The sequence below is a fragment of the Bacillus sp. FJAT-27245 genome, from assembly GCF_001273955.1.
GTDB lineage: Bacteria > Bacillota > Bacilli > Bacillales > Cytobacillaceae > Bacillus_D.
In genome coordinates, this window is the sequence record NZ_LIGI01000001.1 from 2368849 (window position 1) to 2387246 (window position 18398).

12 protein-coding genes are annotated in these 18398 nt (G+C 47.5%); all 12 read right to left on the reverse strand.

Annotation, left to right across the window (positions count from 1 at the left end):
- Nucleotides 1-14 precede the first annotated feature (14 nt).
- Complete coding sequence (locus ADU24_RS11415) at nt 15-2417, reverse strand: glycogen/starch/alpha-glucan phosphorylase (RefSeq protein WP_053366753.1); 2403 nt, start codon at nt 2415-2417, stop codon at nt 15-17.
- A gap of 6 nt (nt 2418-2423) precedes the next feature.
- Nucleotides 2424-3860: a glycogen synthase GlgA gene (gene glgA, locus ADU24_RS11420; protein ID WP_053368896.1), complete on the reverse strand. Its 1437-nt coding sequence runs from the start codon at nt 3858-3860 to the stop codon at nt 2424-2426.
- Complete coding sequence (locus ADU24_RS11425; protein WP_053366754.1) at nt 3857-4885, reverse strand: sugar phosphate nucleotidyltransferase; 1029 nt, start codon at nt 4883-4885, stop codon at nt 3857-3859. The genes glgA and ADU24_RS11425 overlap by 4 nt, the downstream gene beginning before the upstream one ends.
- A gap of 21 nt (nt 4886-4906) precedes the next feature.
- Nucleotides 4907-6049: a glucose-1-phosphate adenylyltransferase gene (locus ADU24_RS11430; protein ID WP_053366755.1), complete on the reverse strand. Its 1143-nt coding sequence runs from the start codon at nt 6047-6049 to the stop codon at nt 4907-4909.
- Nucleotides 5967-7925: a 1,4-alpha-glucan branching protein GlgB gene (glgB, locus tag ADU24_RS11435; RefSeq protein ID WP_053366756.1), complete on the reverse strand. Its 1959-nt coding sequence runs from the start codon at nt 7923-7925 to the stop codon at nt 5967-5969. The genes ADU24_RS11430 and glgB overlap by 83 nt, the downstream gene beginning before the upstream one ends.
- A 529-nt stretch (nt 7926-8454) precedes the next feature.
- Nucleotides 8455-8538 (reverse strand): putative holin-like toxin, encoded by an 84-nt coding sequence (locus ADU24_RS23760; protein WP_442853759.1) that lies wholly within the window; start codon nt 8536-8538, stop codon nt 8455-8457.
- 403 nt (nt 8539-8941) lie between these two features.
- Nucleotides 8942-11539, reverse strand: a complete 2598-nt coding sequence (locus tag ADU24_RS11440; RefSeq protein ID WP_053366757.1) for a helicase-related protein — start codon at nt 11537-11539, stop codon at nt 8942-8944.
- Nucleotides 11540-11651: 112 nt separating this feature from the next.
- Nucleotides 11652-12332: a TerC family protein gene (locus ADU24_RS11445; protein WP_053366758.1), complete on the reverse strand. Its 681-nt coding sequence runs from the start codon at nt 12330-12332 to the stop codon at nt 11652-11654.
- A 334-nt stretch (nt 12333-12666) separates the two neighbouring features.
- Nucleotides 12667-15336: a pyruvate, phosphate dikinase gene (ppdK, locus tag ADU24_RS11450; RefSeq protein ID WP_053366759.1), complete on the reverse strand. Its 2670-nt coding sequence runs from the start codon at nt 15334-15336 to the stop codon at nt 12667-12669.
- Nucleotides 15333-16154: a pyruvate, water dikinase regulatory protein gene (locus tag ADU24_RS11455; RefSeq protein ID WP_053366760.1), complete on the reverse strand. Its 822-nt coding sequence runs from the start codon at nt 16152-16154 to the stop codon at nt 15333-15335. Before ADU24_RS11455 ends, ppdK begins: the two co-directional genes overlap by 4 nt.
- 18 nt (nt 16155-16172) lie before the next feature.
- Nucleotides 16173-16844, reverse strand: a complete 672-nt coding sequence (locus ADU24_RS11460; protein WP_231689601.1) for a helix-turn-helix transcriptional regulator — start codon at nt 16842-16844, stop codon at nt 16173-16175.
- Between the two features lie 136 nt (nt 16845-16980).
- Nucleotides 16981-18381 (reverse strand): FAD-binding domain-containing protein, encoded by a 1401-nt coding sequence (locus ADU24_RS11465; protein WP_053366761.1) that lies wholly within the window; start codon nt 18379-18381, stop codon nt 16981-16983.
- Nucleotides 18382-18398: the final 17 nt, after the last annotated feature.

The following is an 18398-nucleotide window of genomic DNA, read 5'->3' on the forward strand; positions in this document are numbered from 1 at the left end:
TCCCCTGCGCAAACTCACTTGATGATGACCGGTTCGGTATGCCAAATATCGCTGGCATACTCCCGTATCGTCCGGTCGCTTGAAAAAAAGCCGGACATCGCAATATTGACGAGGCTTTTCTTCAGCCAGCCAGTCCGGTCCCCATAGCTCTTCCCGACCTGTTCCTGAATATCGGCATAGGAAGAGAAATCGCGAAAAACAAAATATTGGTCATTATAAGAAAGCAGCGAGTCGTATATTTCGGAAAATTCGTTCCCCGTATCCGGGAAAAAACCATTGACAAGCTGGTCGACAACCGTACGGATCCGCCTGTCATAATGATAATATTCCTGGGCGTGGTACCCCCCGTTCCGCTGGAATTCAAGAACTTCCTCTGCGCTCAGCCCAAAGAGGAAAATATTTTCCCGTCCAACGAGCTCCGTAATCTCGACATTCGCGCCGTCAAGCGTCCCGACAGTCAACGCCCCATTCATCATGAACTTCATATTCCCGGTTCCGGAAGCTTCCTTGCTCGCCGTGGAAATTTGCTCACTCACATCGGCCGCCGGGAAAATTTCCTCCCCAAGCGACACACGGTAGTTTTCAAGGAAGACGACCTTGATCCTGTCATTCACTAATGGGTCGTTGTTCACTTTATGGGCGACGGAATTGATCAGTTTTATGACTTTTTTCGCGAAATAATAGCCAGGTGAAGCTTTTGCCCCGAATATGAATGTCCTTGGGTGCATTTCATAATTTGGGTATTCCTTGATCCGATTGTACAGATACATGATGTGAAGAACGTTCAGCAGCTGCCTTTTATAGGCGTGCAGCCTTTTGACCTGAACATCGAAGATCGATTTTGGATCCACGGTGATGCCTGTTTTTTCAAGGATGCGCGCTGCGAGCCGCTCTTTGTTTGCATGCTTTATGGAATCGATTTTTTCGAGGAAGGCCTCGCTTTCCCTGAATTTAAGCAGTTCTTCAAGTTGCTGTGTATCCCTTATCCAGCCCGCGCCTATTGAATCGGTAATCAGTTCGGCTAGCCTCGGATTGGCTTTCATCAGCCAGCGGCGGTGGGTAATCCCGTTTGTTTTGTTGTTGAACCGTTCCGGGAAGACCTTGTAAAAATTGTTCATTTCCCGTTCTTTCAATATTTCGGTATGAAGTTTGGCAACGCCGTTTATGCTATGGGAGCCGACAATTGCGAGCGGAGCCATCCTTACCTCGCCATGCGCGACAATCGCCATGTTCTCAATCAGATCCCAACTCCCCGGATGCCGATCCCAAAGCTGCCTGCAAAACCGCTCGTTGATTTCTTCGACAATCATGTAGATTCGTGGCAGAAGCGGCCTGAAAATCCTTTCCGGCCACCTTTCAAGTGCTTCCGATAGTGTTGTATGGTTCGTATAGGAAAGGGTATTGACGGTTAAATGCCACGCTTCATCCCAGCCCAGTCCCTCGTCATCCATTAAGATCCGCATCAGCTCCGGTACCGCAAGCGCCGGATGTGTATCGTTGATATGGATGCTCGTGTGCTCGTGAAGCTCGAATATGCTCCGGTTTTTCTTTTTGAACGATTTGATGATTGCCCTCAAGGAGGCGGCGACGAGCAGGTATTGCTGTTTCAGCCTGAGAATTTTCCCTTCATCATGCGTGTCGTCCGGATAAAGGAACTCGCAGATTGCTTCTGTATCCTTTTTGTATTTCAGAATATCCGAATTGGCCGAGAACTTGGACGGTTCCGCGCTCCAGAGCCGCAGCGTATTCACTGTTTTCGTATCGTAGCCGACAACCGGCATGTCATAAGGGACCGCATTGACAATTTCCGGATTGATGTGGCGGAACACTAGACGGCCGTTTTCCACGGAACTTTCGACATGGCCCCAGAAAGGGATTTCCTCGGCTTCATCACCTTTGCGCACTTCCCAAACATGGCCGTGCTTCAGCCATTGCTCAGGCAGTTCAACCTGATAGCCATCCACAATCGCCTGTTCGAACAGGCCATGTTTGTAACGGATCCCGCATCCATGGCCCGGCAGGCTGAGTGATGCGAGCGAATCGAGGAAACAGGCGGCAAGCCTCCCAAGTCCCCCATTGCCAAGGCCGGCGTCTGGTTCGAATTCTTCTAGATCGTCAAGTTCGATCCCCAGTTCCTTAAGTCCCTTGCTGACGATTTCCTCGATCCCAAGATTCAACAGGTTGTGGCGAAGCAGCCTTCCGAGAAGGAATTCAATTGAAAGATAATACACCTGTTTTTTTCCCGATACGCGGTACATTTCGTTTGTCTTGATCCAGTTCGTACTCACTTGCTCCCTGATCATTGTACCCAACGTCTGGAACTGCTCACGCCTTGTACTTTCCTCAAAGGTCGTGCCATACGCCATTTCAAGCTTCTGGACAAATGCCGCCTTGAACTCAGGTACACTGGAAAACATGTTGGATTACCCCCTATTTTTTAGGTCCTCATAAAGCTGCTCATACATTTGCGCCGACCGGGTCCAGCTGAAATCCAGCTCCATTACCTTGCGGGCGAGGGTGTTCCATTCTTCAGGCCGCCTATAGAAGGACAATGCCCGCTCAATTGTATAAAGCATGTCATGCGCATTGAAGTTTGTGAAGGTAAAGCCATTGCCTTCACCAGTTTCTTCATTGTACGACTTGACCGTATCATTCAATCCGCCGGTTTCCCTGACAATCGGGACAGCGCCATAACGCATGGCGATTAGCTGGCTCAGGCCGCACGGTTCGAATTTCGACGGCATCAGAAAGAGATCAGCTCCTGCGTAGATCCGGTGGGCAATCGACTCATCAAAGCCGATGAACACCTTGCATTGGTCCGGATACTGGCTGCTCATTTGGCTGAAAAAGTATTCGAATTCCCGGTCGCCCGTTCCAAGAACGATCAACTGGGCGCCTGTGGCCATAATTTCGTGGAATACGCCACGGACGAGGTCCAGTCCCTTTTGCTTCGTAAGCCGGGTAACCATTGCAATAAGGGGGGCATCACTTTCCTGTGGAAGGCCGAATTGCGATTGGATCGCCTTTTTATTTTCCTTGCGCGGCACACGATTCTCCACCGAAAAGGAAGCGGCAAGGAATGGGTCGTTATCAGGATTGTAGAGCTCATAGTCAATCCCGTTCACGATTCCTTCCAGATCCCCGCTCCTCATCCGCAAGACGCCATCGAGCCCCTCACCAAAATAAGCTGTTTTAATTTCTTCCCGGTATGTAGGGCTTACGGTTGTAATTTTATCCGAAGCAATAAGGCCCGCTTTCATAAAGTTGATATTGCCATAATACTCAAGCTGTCCCGGGTTGAAATACCGGTCATCAAGCCCTAGCAAATCATTCATTACCTCTTTTGGGAATACCCCCTGGAACTGGAGATTGTGTATCGTAAAAATCGTCCTGATTCCTTCATATCCTTCGCGGTGCCGGTACTGTTCCTGCAATAGGAAGGGGATCATCCCGGAATGCCAGTCATGGCAATGGATAATGTCGGGGAAAAATCCGATTTGGCCGATGCTTTCCAACACAGCCCTGTTAAAGAAAGAGAACTTTTCCCCATCATCATAATCCCCATACATTTGGCTTCTGAAAAAATAATATTGATTATCGATAAAATAATGGATAATGCCATCGTGTTCCATTTCTTCGATGCCGCAATATTGGTTCCTCCAGCCTAGCTGGACGGTAAATTCGGCAGTTTTTTTCATCTTCCGTTTATATTCGTCCCTGATTAAAGCATATTTGGGAAGGATCACCCGGACATCGAAGCCTAGCTTCTTTAATTCCTTTGGGAGGGCTCCCGCTACGTCCGCAAGCCCCCCGGACTTTATAAATGGAACACATTCCGATACTGCAAAAAGAATTTTCACGAGTTTTTCCACGCTCCCTGCGTCCTGCCCTTCCGTATCACTGCCGGGCTTTCTTCCGTTGCAAGTAACTCTGTTTCGTTCTCAATTGTCACATCCTTGTCCAAAATGACATGTTCAAGGACGCAATTTTCGCCAATCCTTGATTTTTGCATAATGATGCAGTTTTTAACTACCGCGCCTTTTCCGATTGTCACCCCGCGGGCAATGATACTGTTTTCGACAACGCCCTGAATATTGCAGCCATTTGCAATCATTGAGTTGCGAACGGTTGAGGTGGAAGAATAGCGTGCCGGAGGCTCATCCTTGACTTTGGTGAGGATGGGCCTTTCCTTTGTAAACAGCCTCGTCCAAATATCCGGCTTGAGGAGGAGCTTGCTTGCTTTTGCATAATTCCGGATAGAATTGACCTGAATCGCAAATTCCTCCAAGTTGTGGTAGTGCACTGAATACGGACTGTTCAAATCCGTTAAAGCGTCCCGGATTGTCAAATAGCCCGTTTCTCCCCGTTGTTCGATAATTTCAAGGAGTATTTCTTTTTTCATCAAATAAATTCCTAGCGAAGCTCCATCTTTCAATACTTCCGTAATATCCCTGCCGGAAGAAATATGCTCATCAAGAATTGGGCAGAAATCGATATTGAATACTGTATAGGCATTCGCGACCAGCGCATAGGGCTGCCGGCTCCGTTTAAAAAAATCGATGTTTTCCGCGAAATCGTCGAGCGGCCCAATTCCGGTGACCGGCTTGTCAAGGCTGGTGGACGGGAAAAAGAACAGTCCGTCCCTTTTCCTGTTAAGATCCCAGTTCCTGCCCGATCCCAGGTGGTCCATTAATGAACGGTATTGGTATTTTGAAAATATGCCGACACTCTGGATGCCGGAATTCACCATATTTGAAAGGATAAAATCAATTAGGCGGTATCTTCCGCCAAACGGTATCGCCGCAACCGACCGGTGGATGGTCAATTCATCGAGGTCTTTATGGAAAGTTGTAGCATCAATGATCCCCAGCATATCTTTTTTCAATTGTTGCCCCTCCCAATAGGATTATTTGGACAAAAGCTGATCAATCGTATCCTCTGATACAAGCACGACCTCCCCGTCGCGGCCCTTTATGACACCTCCGTCAGGAACTGTTATGCCGGGTGATACAATGGCCTTTTCAATTATGCAATCCTGGCCGATGACCGCGTCGGGCATTATGACTGACTCCTTGATGGCCGCTCCCTTTTTAATGGAAACCCCCTGGAAGACAACCGTTCTTTCCACCCGGCCTTCAATGACACAGCCCTCATTCACAAGAGACTCCGTGAGCGTCGCATCAGGGCAAATAAACTGTGGAGGCTGGTTCGGGTTAACGGAATAAATTCTCCAGGACTGGTCGAACAAGTCCAGCTCGGAACTCTCGTCCAGCAAATCCATGTTCGCCTCCCACAGGCTCTGGACCGTACCGACATCCTTCCAATAGCCCTTGAACGGGTAGGCAACAAGTTTCCTGTTTTCGTTTAATAGGAGAGGAATGATGTCCTTCCCGAAATCATGCGAGGAGCCAGGGTTTTCATCGTCCTGAATCAGGCAGTCTTCAAGTAGCTCCCAATTAAAAATATAAATGCCCATTGAGGCCAGGTTGCTTTTCGGGTTCTTCGGTTTTTCATCGAATTCTACGATTCTCAAATTTTCATCCGTATTCATTATGCCGAACCGCCCAGCTTCCTCCCATGGGACTTCAATAACAGAAATCGTTACATCCGCTTCATTTTCGATATGATGGTCCAGCATCTTTTCATAATTCATTTTATAAATATGGTCCCCGGATAAAATAAGTACATATTCCGGATCATATTGCCGTAAATAAGGCAGGTTTTGAAAAATCGCGCTCGCCGTACCGTCATACCACTTTACTTCGGACGATACGCTGTAAGGCGGCAGCACAGTTACCCCGCCGTCCATCCGGTCCAGGTCCCACGCGCTTCCTATCCCGATATAGCTGTTCAGGACAAGCGGCTGGTACTGAGTAAGGACCCCAACCGTGTACACGCCTGAATTCGTGCAGTTGCTTAAGGGGAAATCAATGATTCTGTATTTACCGCCGAAAGGCACCCCTGGCTTAGCCAGTTCTTTTGTCAGTGAATTTAGCCTGCTCCCCTGGCCTCCCGCCAGAAGCATGGCTACCATCTTCTTCTTTTGCATTGGCATTTATCCCCTTTCTTTTTTTCACAGGCCTTAAAATTGAAATGCCGTATGGCGGAATATTCATTTGGATGGAAAAAGGTTTTCCGTGAAACCCTTCCTTTTCAGCCGTGATGATTTTTTTGTTTATTACMCCTGACCCGCCGAATTCCCTTGCATCGCTGTTAAGAATCTCCCTGTATCGCTCAGGCGCAGGGACGCCAATCCGGTAGCCGCTGTACGCCTGCCACGTGAAATTGCAAACTATGACGAGGAAATCATCTTCTTTGAATCCTCTCCGTACAAATGAAAACACGGACTGATGGTGATTGTTCGGGTCGATCCATTCAAAGCCCTCAGGGGACGAATCCAGCTGATATAGCGGCTTTGACCTTTTATAAAGCTTGTTCAATTCCTTTACAAAGAGATTCAGCTTGGCATGCATTTCATACTCATTGAGATGCCAGTCAATTTCTTCCTTATCCTTCCACTCGGAAAACTGGCCGAGCTCCGTTCCCATGAACGTCAGCTTTTTGCCGGGATGGCCGACCTGGTAGCCAAGGAGCAGCCGTAGCTGGGCAAACTTTTGCCAATAATCCCCCGGCATCTTATCAAGAAGGGACTTTTTCCCATGGACAACTTCATCATGGGAAAATGGGAGGACGAAATGTTCGGTAAAAGCATACATGAGCGAAAAAGTCATTTTATTATGATGGTGCCGCCTCTGGTAAGGATCCGTTTCCATATAATTCAGAATATCGTTCATCCAGCCCATATTCCATTTGTATGTAAACCCCAGTCCCCCACCTGCTGGCGGCTTCGTTACATTCGGCCAATCGGTGGAGTCTTCGGCTATCATGAGGATGTTTGGGCAATACGCTGCCACAGCCGTATTCAGCTTCTTGAGAAAGGCAAGCCCATTTTGATTAACCACTTTTTCTGAATTAGGCCAGTAGATGATATTTGCGACCGCATCAACCCGAAAGCCATCGATGTGGTACGTTTCAAGCCAGAAAAGCGCGCTTGAAACAAGAAAACTGTTAACCTCCGTTTTCCCGAGGTCAAAATTGGCTGTTCCCCAAACAGTGTTTTCCCTGTCATTCTCCGTTTTGTATTCATACGCATATCCGCCATCAAAACAATAAAGCCCATGGGCATCCTTGCAAAAATGGCCAGGGACCCAGTCAAGTATTACGCCGATTCCGTTCTGGTGGCATTGATCTACGAAGTACATAAAATCATGTGGTGTCCCATATCTGCTCGTCACCGAAAAGTAGCCTGTCGTCTGGTACCCCCAAGATGCATCGAGTGGATGTTCCGTCAATGGCAGGAGTTCAATATGGGTATAGCCGTGCTCAAGCACATATGGCACGAGCTGATCGGCCGCTTCCCGGTAGGTCAGGAACGAACCATCCTCCGCCTTTTTCCAGGAACCAAGATGAACCTCGTAAATGGCTGTGGGCTCCTCATAGGGAACTTTTTTCGCCCGTTTTCTCATCCACGCCCGATCATTCCATTTGTAGCCATCAAGCGGTTGGACAATGGAAGCGGTATTGGGCCTTAGCTCCGAAAAAAAAGCAAACGGATCGGCCTTCAGCTTCTTTTCCCCGGAAGCGGTGATAATTTCGTATTTGTACAGTGCACCGGTCATGTCCCGGTCGGCGAAAAACACCCAGACGCCTTCCCTATTTACTTTCTCAAAGGAGAAGCCTTCGCCGTCCCAGCCATTGAAATCGCCCGTGAGCCTTACTTCAGCGGCATGTGGAGCCCAGACACAGAAACGGGTATATGTCTTCCCGCCTTCGTTTATGACATGGGCACCGAATAATTCATGGCTTTTATAGAGCGCCCCCTCATGAAACAAATGAAGCTGAAACTCAGTTGGATGATAAACCATCCTTGTCACCTGCCTATCTTCAGTAATATTCTAGTTTCCTAAAAAATAACTGCATAAACATGCTATATTTTGGTTTCGACGCCAACTGCGTAAAAACCTTTAAAAAAGCTGATTCATTAGAGATGACGGAATTTTTTGGAGAGTGGAATGAGGGGAAACAATGCCCTTTTGTAATATGGTGGCCGACGGTACAATCCTTATTTATAAAAATTACCCCACATATCTTTTTTAACGGAAAAATCCATTTAAAGAAAGGAAAACGGTTTGGTATTGGCGTGAGAGGAATTTGCCGCTGTCTCCAAAGGAACATTTTTGAGAACGGATAATGGTGAAAACAGGTGGATTCCGCCCAAAAAAGGCTCCTCTATTTTCTTTTTCCCTTTTTTCGGGTATAATGAACTATGATGAAGCAATTAAAAAAGGCCTGCGCATGTTGCAGCATGCACAGGCCCTTAACCGACGGTTCCCGGTAGTGGAATCGGGAATAAAGCGTCAACCCGCCCAGTATGCTTGCCGGCTCAAGGGTGGGTTATTTTTTTTGGTTCACCGACAGTACGGCTACAATAAGGCTGGCAAACGAAATCGCGAGCATGAGGGCCTGGAAAACTGTCATTCGGCATCACCCCCTTTCGCGGGGAGTGTTCGTGCCCAGCTCTTTAAAATCATAACAAATTGTAACATTTGTCATGGATTCGAAGTAAGGACAATTCGTCCAACCCTCCGCTGGTCTAGGGTTTAGCCTTCTTTCAAACACCTATGTCTTACGGTCTCGTAATGAGCACCCCATAGGGCAGGAGTTACCTGGGCTACCTTTATTCTTCTACGGCCATCTTCCATTGGAATTTACGCATTCTAATGAATGTCCGTACTAAAACAAAGGCTTACATATTCGTCTTGATTTTGAAGAAAGTTTCTGATAACTGTTTACCCACCCTTAAAGAACCGCCGATTAGCTTAATTATAGCATATCTTCCTATTATTTACGAACATAAGTTCGCTATTTTAGTCCTGTTTCGTCAAAATTTTCCCTTTTGCCTCCAACCTCGCCTTGAATGGCTTTTTCTCTTCTTTTGGCCCGAATGGCATACATCACATATCGGGAACTGAAATCCCGCGGGCAAAACTTTTCCGCAATTGCGGCATTTTTTCCCCTGGCTTTTCGCAACATCCTTTAACTCTTCATGGACACTGTTGCTTACCTGCTCACGCATGCGCTCCCAATAAACTGCCTCCGTCCTTCTGCCAAGTTTATACAGAAACAGGAGATGGAGGCCAATCGCCTTATACGTCAATTCCATTTCCTCAAGGCTTCTTTTCTTGATTGGCGGCTCGGGCAATTCCTGTCCCTCTGCGATTGCCATCATTGTCTCAAGCCACTGTTCCGTAAGCTGGGGCTCTTTCGCCGAAAAAGGGAGATGCAGGAATCCGTACAGCTCCATCATCGGAAAACGTCGCTCGATCAACGTGCCTTCGATCAGTTCATACCTGTTCCGCTCTTCTGCCAGTTCGGCTTTTTTTGTTCCTGGCGGGCTTTCGAATTTGTCCCACAAATTGAAAAAATCACCCAGGCTTCGGCTGTGTTTTTGGAAGCGCTCAAAAATTGCGCTCGTAGGAGCGATTGCAAAAACCTTCACGGGCTCATCCTTACCCTCGAGAAGCCTCTTCATCCTTTGAACATCCGATACAAACGCTACCCTTCCAATATTGTAAAGTCCCTTTCGCCCGGCCCTTCCCGCAATTTGCTTGAGTTCCTGCGAGGTCAGGGTCCGCCTGGACGTACCATCAAATTTTTCATTTTCCAGGAATACAATCCTTCTGATGGGCAAATTCAGGCCCATTCCGATTGCATCTGTTGAAACGACTATCTCGGTATGCCCTGATAGGAAAAGCTGCATTTGCTTTTTTCTCGTTTCCGGGGGCATGCTTCCGTAAATCATGCTGACTTTGTGGCCGTTCCCCTGGAGAATCGCAGCCGTGGCCAGCACCTGTTTCCTGGAAAAACAGACGAGCGCGTCGCCTTTCCGGGCTTTTTTAAGGGAAAATTCCTGTTCTTCCACCTGAAGCGGTATTTCCCTCCGATATTCCTTTAATTCGTACTCGGCGTTGCCAAGAAGTTTTATTACCATATTTTTTATATTTATGCTTCCGATAATATGGACCTCTTTCGCATTCGCCTTTGTTATGGCCTTGTACCAGGAAAAGCCCCGGTCCGTGTCCGCGACCATTTGGGCTTCATCGATGACCGCCACTTCATAATAGTCCTTTTCATGGAACATTTCGACCGTGCACGAAAAGTGGGCGGCCATTGGCTCCAGTTTTTCTTCCTCGCCGGTTTTTAGCGAGCATGTCACCCCATCGGAGTTCAGCCTGTCATATACCTCAAGCGCCAGGAGCCTTAGAGGGGCGAGATAGATTCCGCTTTCCGCTTTTTTCATCGCTTCAAGGGCGTGATGGGTTTTGCCGGTATTCGTCTCCCCAATATGAAGGACGTATTTCACATTTCGTTCAACTGAAGGCCTGTATTCACTCCCGAATACTTCGTCAATCATTCGCTGTTCTTCCGCTGCCTTCCGTTCCGCTTCCGCTATTTCCTTCGCGAGTCGTTCCTCCGCCCTGGCCATATCGGATTCATAAAGGGCCTTATGCGTTTCAGCGTCGAATGGAATGGCCGCGAGCCTTAACAAATCCTCAAGATATTCACCGGAAATCCGTTCCAAAAATTCTTCTGCCAGCTGCTCCGCCATATCGGAAATGAGTATGGCTAAATTGCTTTCATCGCCTTCCTCTAGTTCTTGGGATAAATACTCGTTATAAGCGCCCTCCGGCAACTTTTCCGAGACAAGCCGCGCAGCATTCCCGAGGACAAGAGCAGTAAGTTTGCGTTCGTACTTAAAGTAATACGTTTCATATTCAAAAAACATCCTGCCCCGGTAAAACGTTTTATGAATCTCCCCTGTCAGTTCTTCAAAAAACTCACCTGTCCTTAGGTAATCTTCCGGGTCGAAACGGCCTTGGCCAAGAAGCTTTTCTTCAAGTGCGAACGTATCGATTTTTTTATAACGGGTTCCAGTGTCAAAGTCTGCTTTCAGTTTGCGTGCCATTTCGTACCGGGTGTATAAATACAGGAGCCATTCGTTATCAAGGAGGATCCGTTCGGCAGCTTCGCTCATTGAATGGAGAAGGTGGGCCCGTTCCTCCATTTTCCTTTCGGCTTCCTTAGCGTTCCTGAAACGTTCCCTGGCCTCCTTGAATAATTCTTCCCACATTCCGGGTTTTGCGTCCACTTCCGCGCGGAGCCATTCAGAAGGGTTGAAAGGGCAAAACTGCCTCATTTCATTCCTGAACACGCTGTTAATCAATTTCCGGTTGACCCCGTCCGTCTCGATTCCATTTTGTTCAAGAAACTCCTTTTTCCCCATTTTCGACACGCCGTTTGTCACCTTGTTCAACCAGACATTCAACCAAAGCTGTTCAATATACTGGCTCCTATCTGCCAAATAGTGCTCTAGGGCTGGAATCGTTTCCAGAGGCTCCATATACTTCGAGACATCTTCAATTATTTTGTGCTTTGTATTCTTTACCGCCCCGGAGTGCGCGGCTTTTATTTCATCCATCAATACTTCTCCTTTTCATTCACTGAACCTTCTTTATTATTATTTCCCTATTCAGATACTACTATATAAAAGGGAACCAATCATAACGATTGGTTCCCCGATATGAGCAATTTTAAGCGGCTCCATTTGTCGGCTTATGCTGTTTGCTCTTGATGGCTCTGCCGATTAAAACGACAGCGGCAACAATGAGAAGCTCAAAGCCATATTTCACGAAAGGATTTGCAAAATATCCCTTCAAAAATGGCTCACTCACAATCATTTTTGAAGCTGTCCAGCCAAGGACGGCGGCGCCAATTGTAATGATGATTGGATATCTGTCGACCCATTTCAATATAAGCGTGCTTCCCCAAACAACGATAGGCACCGAGATAAGAAGGCCAAGGATGACAAGTACGAAATTTCCGTGTGCAGCTCCCGCGACCGCAAGGACATTGTCCAGCCCCATTAGCGCGTCGGCAATGATAATAGTCCTGATGGCCGCCCAAAAGCTACCTCCCGCTTTCACATCATGCCCTTTATCTTCAACCAATAGCTTGATTGCGATCCAAATGAGCAAAACTCCGCCGACAAGCAAAAGGCCAGGGATTTTTAAAAGCCATACGACGATGATTGTTGCGAGCGCGCGAATGACAATGGCCCCTGCGGTTCCCCATAGAATGACCTTTTTTTGTTGGTTTTTGGGCAGGTTCCTTGCGGCAAGGCCGATTACGATTGCATTGTCACCTGCCAGCACCAAGTCGATCATGACGATCGCCATCAATGCCGTTAAAAATTCCATTGAGAAAAATTCCATTTTTTTGTTTCCTCCTTCATTGACTCCTGCAGCAGGTTTGTTTTAGTCTGCCCATCCCGGCCGCCTTTGATTAGGTACAGCCGGGCAGTATGGGCGCCTATACAAGAAAGAGCCCCTGCCGAATGGCAAGGGCCCTTTTTGGACAGAAAAGACCCTTACCCTCGACAGGTAAAGGTCTTGCTAACAACATGGCTGCTGCCAACAAAGCCGGAGGCAGTGCCCCGAATTGACGACTTTGCTGTAAAAGCTACTCCCCTTTATGCTTATCCTATAAGATAGGAAAATCATAAACTATTTTTCACTAAATATCAAGCCTTAGCGGATTTACGTTTTGTCACGCGTTCATGACTGCTGTTTCCGCCGGCTTTCCGTGCCGGATTGTCGCCTGGGCAGCTGCGAGCCGCGCCAATGGCACCCGGAAAGGCGAACAACTTACATAATCCAGGCCTTTCCTGAAACAGAAATCGATTGAACTCTTTTCTCCCCCATGCTCTCCGCAAATGCCGGTTTTAAGGTTCGGCTTGGTTGTCCGGCCAAGCTTTACGGCCATTTCGACGAGTTTCCCAACTCCAGTCTGGTCGAGGACAGCAAAAGGATTATCCGGCAATACCTTTCTTTCTATATACGTTTGCAGGAATTTCCCCTCCGCGTCATCACGGCTGTATCCAAACGTTGTCTGGGTCAAGTCATTTGTACCGAAGGAGAAGAAATCCGCTTCCGAGGCAATTTCGTCCGCCGTTAAGGCAGCCCTCGGTATTTCAATCATCGTACCAACAGTATATTCAAAATCCCTGCCAGTTTCCTCTTTTATTTGTGAAGCAGCGTCAATTACGAGCTGGCGCATCTCCTTAAGCTCGTGGACATGGCCGACGAGAGGAATCATGATTTCAGGTTTCACATCAAAGCCTTTTTCCGCCGAAGCCGCCGCAGCGTAGAAGATGGCTTTTGCCTGCATCAAATAAATTTCCGGATTAACCATCCCGAGACGGCATCCCCTGTGGCCGAGCATCGGGTTGAACTCTTCAAGCTGCCTGACCTTCCGGAGCATGTGTTCCTTTTCCTTAAGTTCATCGGAATCAGGCTGAAGGATTTGCAGTTTCGTAATGTCGACGAGCAATTCCTCTTTGTCAGGCATGAACTCATGAAGCGGTGGGTCGAGGAGGCGGATTGTGACCGGGAGTCCCTTCATTACCTCAAAAATGCCTTCAAAATCACCCTGTTGCATCGGGAGAAGCTTTTCGAGCGCTGCGCTTCGCTCTTCAAAACTTTCGGACAAAATCATTTCCTGGACAATCGGAACCCTTGCCGCGTCCATAAACATATGCTCAGTCCTGACAAGGCCGATTCCCTCCGCCCCAAACTCCAATGCCTTGCGAGCATCTTCAGGATTATCGCCATTTGCCCTTACGGAGATAGCGCGAATTTCATCTGCCCACGAAAGCAGGAGTTTGAATTCATCCGATAGTTCAGGCTCAATCATCGGAATCTCTCCAAGCATAATTTCACCAGTGCTGCCATCGATCGTGATAATATCGCCGTAATTTACGACAGTTCCATCAACTGAAAAAAGTTTGTTCTTCAAGTCGATCTTCAATACTTCGCAGCCGCATACGCATGCTTTACCCATTCCCCTTGCAACTACTGCGGCGTGGCTTGTCATCCCGCCCCTGCTTGTGACAACGGCTTGCGCAGCAATAATTCCATGAATATCATCCGGGGTCGTTTCCGGGCGGACAAGGATAACTTTTTTCCCTTCTTTTGTAAGGCTCTCTGCTTCATCCGCTTCAAAAACGACTTTTCCTGACGCCGCGCCAGGTGATGCCGGCAGGCCCTTTGCAATCCTGACCCTTTCAAATTTATCATCAATGCGGCGGTGGAGAAGTTGATTGAGCTGGTCAGGGTCGACACGCAGCAGTGCTTCCTCCTTTGAGATCAAGCCTTCCGCCACCATTTCTACAGCAATCCGAATTGCGGCCTGCGCTGTCCTTTTTCCTGTACGGGTCTGGAGGATATACAATTTCCCCTTTTCTACTGTGAATTCAATATCCTGCATGTCAAGGTAGTGCTTCTCAAGCTTTTCGCATGTCTCGGTAAACTGCCTGTAAACTTCGGGCATTTCCGCTTTAAGCTCGGAAATCGGCCTTGGCGTGCGGATTCCTGCGACGACATCTTCTCCCTGGGCATTCATTAAAAATTCTCCATAAAGGAGCGCTTCGCCTGTAGAAGGGTTGCGGGTGAAGGCGACGCCTGTGCCGGAATCATTCCCCATATTTCCAAAAACCATACTCTGAATATTTACGGCTGTTCCAAGATGGTCCGGGATTTTGTTCAAGCGTCTGTAGACGATGGCACGCTGGTTGTTCCAGGAATTGAAAACCGCATTGATGGACAGGAATAGCTGTTCTTTCGGGTCTTGCGGGAATGGTTGCTTTGTATGCTTCTCAACAATTTTCTTGTAGCCCTCAATTACCTCCGCCCAATCCTCGGCCTTCATTTCAGGGTCCGAAGAATAGCCCTTGCCTTCACGTACTTCCTCCAGGAATTGTTCGAAAAAGAACACATCGACATCCAGGACGACATCACTGAACATTTGGATGAACCTTCTGTAGGAATCATACACGAAACGGGGATTGCCGGTCAGTGCGGCCAGGCCTTCAGCTGTTTCATCGTTCAAGCCTAGATTCAGGATTGTATCCATCATACCAGGCATTGAGAACTTAGAACCTGAACGGACGGATACGAGCAAAGGATTGGACGGGTCGCCAAGTTTTTTGCCCATTTCCCCTTCGAGTTTTCGAAGCGCTTCTAAAACCTGGTCCGTTACTTCGTGAGGAATATTTTCCCCTGATTCGTAGTAGGCATTGCACGCTTCGGTTGAAATAGTAAATCCAAAAGGAACAGGCAGCCCAATTCTTGTCATTTCCGCGAGATTGGCCCCTTTTCCGCCAAGCAAATCTTTCATTTCGCTATTGCCTTCATTAAATAAGTAAACAAATTTTTTCATCTCTTTGAGCTCCTCTCCAATTTAAGTACATCCACAATGAGGCTGGCTGTTTCTTCGACCGCCTTATTCGAAACGTTGATCACCGGGCAGCCGACGCGCTTCATAATCTTTTCGGCGTAATCGAGCTCTTCCAATATTCGCTCGAAGCTGGCGTAATTGGCCTGGGAAGTAAGGCCAAGCGCTTTCAACCGTTCAATCCTGATGGCATTAAGTTTGTCAGGTGTTATGATAAGCCCGACACATTTTCCCCTTTGAAGCGAAAAAATTTCATCCGGAGGCGCGACCTCAGGAACTAGTGGTACATTTGCAACCTTGTATCGCTGATGCGCCAAATACATTGATAATGGTGTTTTTGACGTTCTGGAAACGCCAATCAGAACGATATCAGCTTTGGCAATCCCCCGGGAATCACGGCCATCATCATACTTAACTGCGAATTCTATTGCTTCGATTTTCCTGAAATAGTCATCATCGAGCTTTCTCATGAGGCCCGGACGATGCCTCGGGTGCTTGTTAAACCTTTTAACAAACGCGTCCATGAGCGGGTTCAGCAAGTCAATAGCCGTAATGCCTTCCTCCTCCGCCCTTCTATCAAGATAGTCCTTAAGGGAAGGGACAACCAAGGTATAGGCAATCAGCGACTTATGCTTCTTGGCAAGCAATAGCGCATCCTCCAAGTCTTCGGTATCCTCAACATACGAATTTCTTCGGATATCGACATGCCCTCCATTAAATTGGGACGCGACGGCCTTAACAACCATTTCAGCTGTTTCCCCGACCGAATCGGATATAACATACACGATTTCCTTTTCCGCCAATTCTCTTTTCACTCCTTATCAAGGCCACTGCCCCGCAATCTCCAGGTATGCCTTTACAATGGTTGTTTTGGTAATCCTTCCGACGACCGAATATGTATGGGTGGTTTTGTCCACTTCTTTTACTACCGGAAGGGAATCAATTTGGGAATCCATCATTTTCCTGGCTGCGTCAAGAAGCGTATCATCCTGTCCGACCATAACGATATTTGGCATCCTGGTCATGATGATGCTAACCGGTATTTCCTCAGGACTCCTCGTCCCAATGGAAGCACGAAGCAAATCTTTCCTTGATAAGACGCCTGCCAGATGGCCGCTATCATCAACCACATACAGGGTTCCGACATCTTCCAAGAACAGCTGGACGATTGCATCGTAAACGGAAGCCGATTTCTGGACAACAATTGGGTGGGCTTTATATTCAGATATGGCCTTTTGCACTGTACCCCGGACGATCGCTTGCGGAGGGGCGTTCCTGCTCAGGTAATATCCAACCCTGGGCCGGGCGTCAATAGATCCTGCCATTGTTAAAATGGCCAAATCAGGCCTAAGAGCCGCTCTTGAAAGCGAAAGCTTTTCGGCGATTTGTTTTCCTGTAATCGGCCCGGAAGCCTTGATGATTTCAATGATTTCCTCCTGCCGTTTGGACAGTTTAATTTTAGAACACCTCCCAATTAGACATCCTAATGGCAAGCTTAAAAGCTTAATAGTTTAAATGTGTTACCATTTTTCTTAATTAGTATATTACATTTAACCGAGAATGGAAACTTTTAAGCGAAATAATTTATGTCTATTTTGTTAACAAGGAGTGTTTTCGATATATGCTATACTAATCGTCAAATAATCCCATGCTCAGCTGCTCCCCAATTTCCTGGGAGCGTACCGGATTCTTATTTCGCTTTTTTCCCGCTTTTTCGGCCGCCAGTTTAATCGTTTTGAAAAGGTGATCCGGATCTTTTACCGGAACCGGATACCCAAGCTTATAAAAACCCGGATACCGCCATGGTTCATGCACATACTTTGCAGGCAGTCTTGCTAATTCAGGGATATGCCTTTTAATAAAAGCTCCTTCGCTATCAAGCTTCCTTCCCACCCTTACTGGATGATAATACCGCGACATACCCTTCCCGGAAAAAGACACGCATAACTCAAGTTCGCGGTCGAGAATGCATGGATCATAATCCTGAAGAAGGCGTCCAAGAAATTCCTTAGCAAGCTGTTTTTCCAGCTGTAGCCCATTGCATAAAAAGAAGGCCAAAACAGCCCTGAGGCTATATGGTAGCCAGCCGGTTTTTGTTAAAGAAACAACCGCGGCATCAATGATCGGAATGCCGGTCCGCCCAGATTGAATCCGTTCCTTTACATCTTGGTCCCACATTTCACCTTCAATAAAAAGTTGTCCATTTTTTCCTGGAAAGCCGCTTTCGTAAGCAAGGAACCGCTTGTAAAGACTGTCGAGAAAAGAATGTAGCGCTTTCCTCGCATCCTCAGTCTTTGCTTCCTTTAATTCGCCCAAGGTTTTCTTGACAACCGTTTTAAGCGAAACATTTCCCCAGGCCAAATAAGGGGACAACCTGCTCGAATCATTCGACGCTTTTAAAAGTTCTTCACCGCTTCTTCCGTATCTCATGAACCTCCCCTGGATAAACGAGTGCAATGTTTCCTCGGCGTTCCGCTCCCCGCCGGGCTGCCCCATTGGAATTAATTCTCCGGGAACGTGATATTTACGGAATTTACGGTTGGGCTCGGATAGCCAATCGGGAAGCCGTTTCGGGATCCGGAAATTAGGCGGGGCCAATTCGCACGATTCCTCGAAAACCTTTATCCAGTTTGATTTTGATTGAATGGTTGCCGTTCCAGCTGTAATGGAAGGAGCCTCCTCGAACGAAATGCCGCTTTTTTTCAGCGATTCGCCTACTATACTTCCTGACAGTTCATTGCTTTTATGAATAAAGACCCGAATTGGCCCGTATTCATTCTCCAATTTCCTGAACACATCCACTGCTTCGCCTATTGTTACAAAAAGGCATCCGCCGAGTTCGGAAAGCCGGCGGGACAGTTCTTCCAGGCTTTCGAATACAAATGCGTAATGCCGCGCTGAAAGAATCCCCCCTTGCCAAAAGGAAGGCTCGATAATATACAAAGGAAGCACTTCACCGTATTTTGCAGCCATCACAAGCGGCAAATGGTCGTTCACCCTCAGATCCCGCCTATACCAAACAATATTCATCTAGCTTTCCCACCAAT

Coding starts and splice junctions, on each gene's coding strand:
- ADU24_RS23760 (WP_442853759.1), bottom strand. CDS start 8,538: ATGACAGTTTTCCAGGCCCTCATGCTCGCGATTTCGTTTGCCAGCCTT.
- ADU24_RS11465 (WP_053366761.1), bottom strand. CDS start 18,381: ATGAATATTGTTTGGTATAGGCGGGATCTGAGGGTGAACGACCATTTG.
- ADU24_RS11430 (WP_053366755.1), bottom strand. CDS start 6,049: ATGCAAAAGAAGAAGATGGTAGCCATGCTTCTGGCGGGAGGCCAGGGG.
- ADU24_RS11445 (WP_053366758.1), bottom strand. CDS start 12,332: ATGGAATTTTTCTCAATGGAATTTTTAACGGCATTGATGGCGATCGTC.
- ppdK (WP_053366759.1), bottom strand. CDS start 15,336: ATGAAAAAATTTGTTTACTTATTTAATGAAGGCAATAGCGAAATGAAA.
- ADU24_RS11440 (WP_053366757.1), bottom strand. CDS start 11,539: ATGGATGAAATAAAAGCCGCGCACTCCGGGGCGGTAAAGAATACAAAG.
- ADU24_RS11415 (WP_053366753.1), bottom strand. CDS start 2,417: ATGTTTTCCAGTGTACCTGAGTTCAAGGCGGCATTTGTCCAGAAGCTT.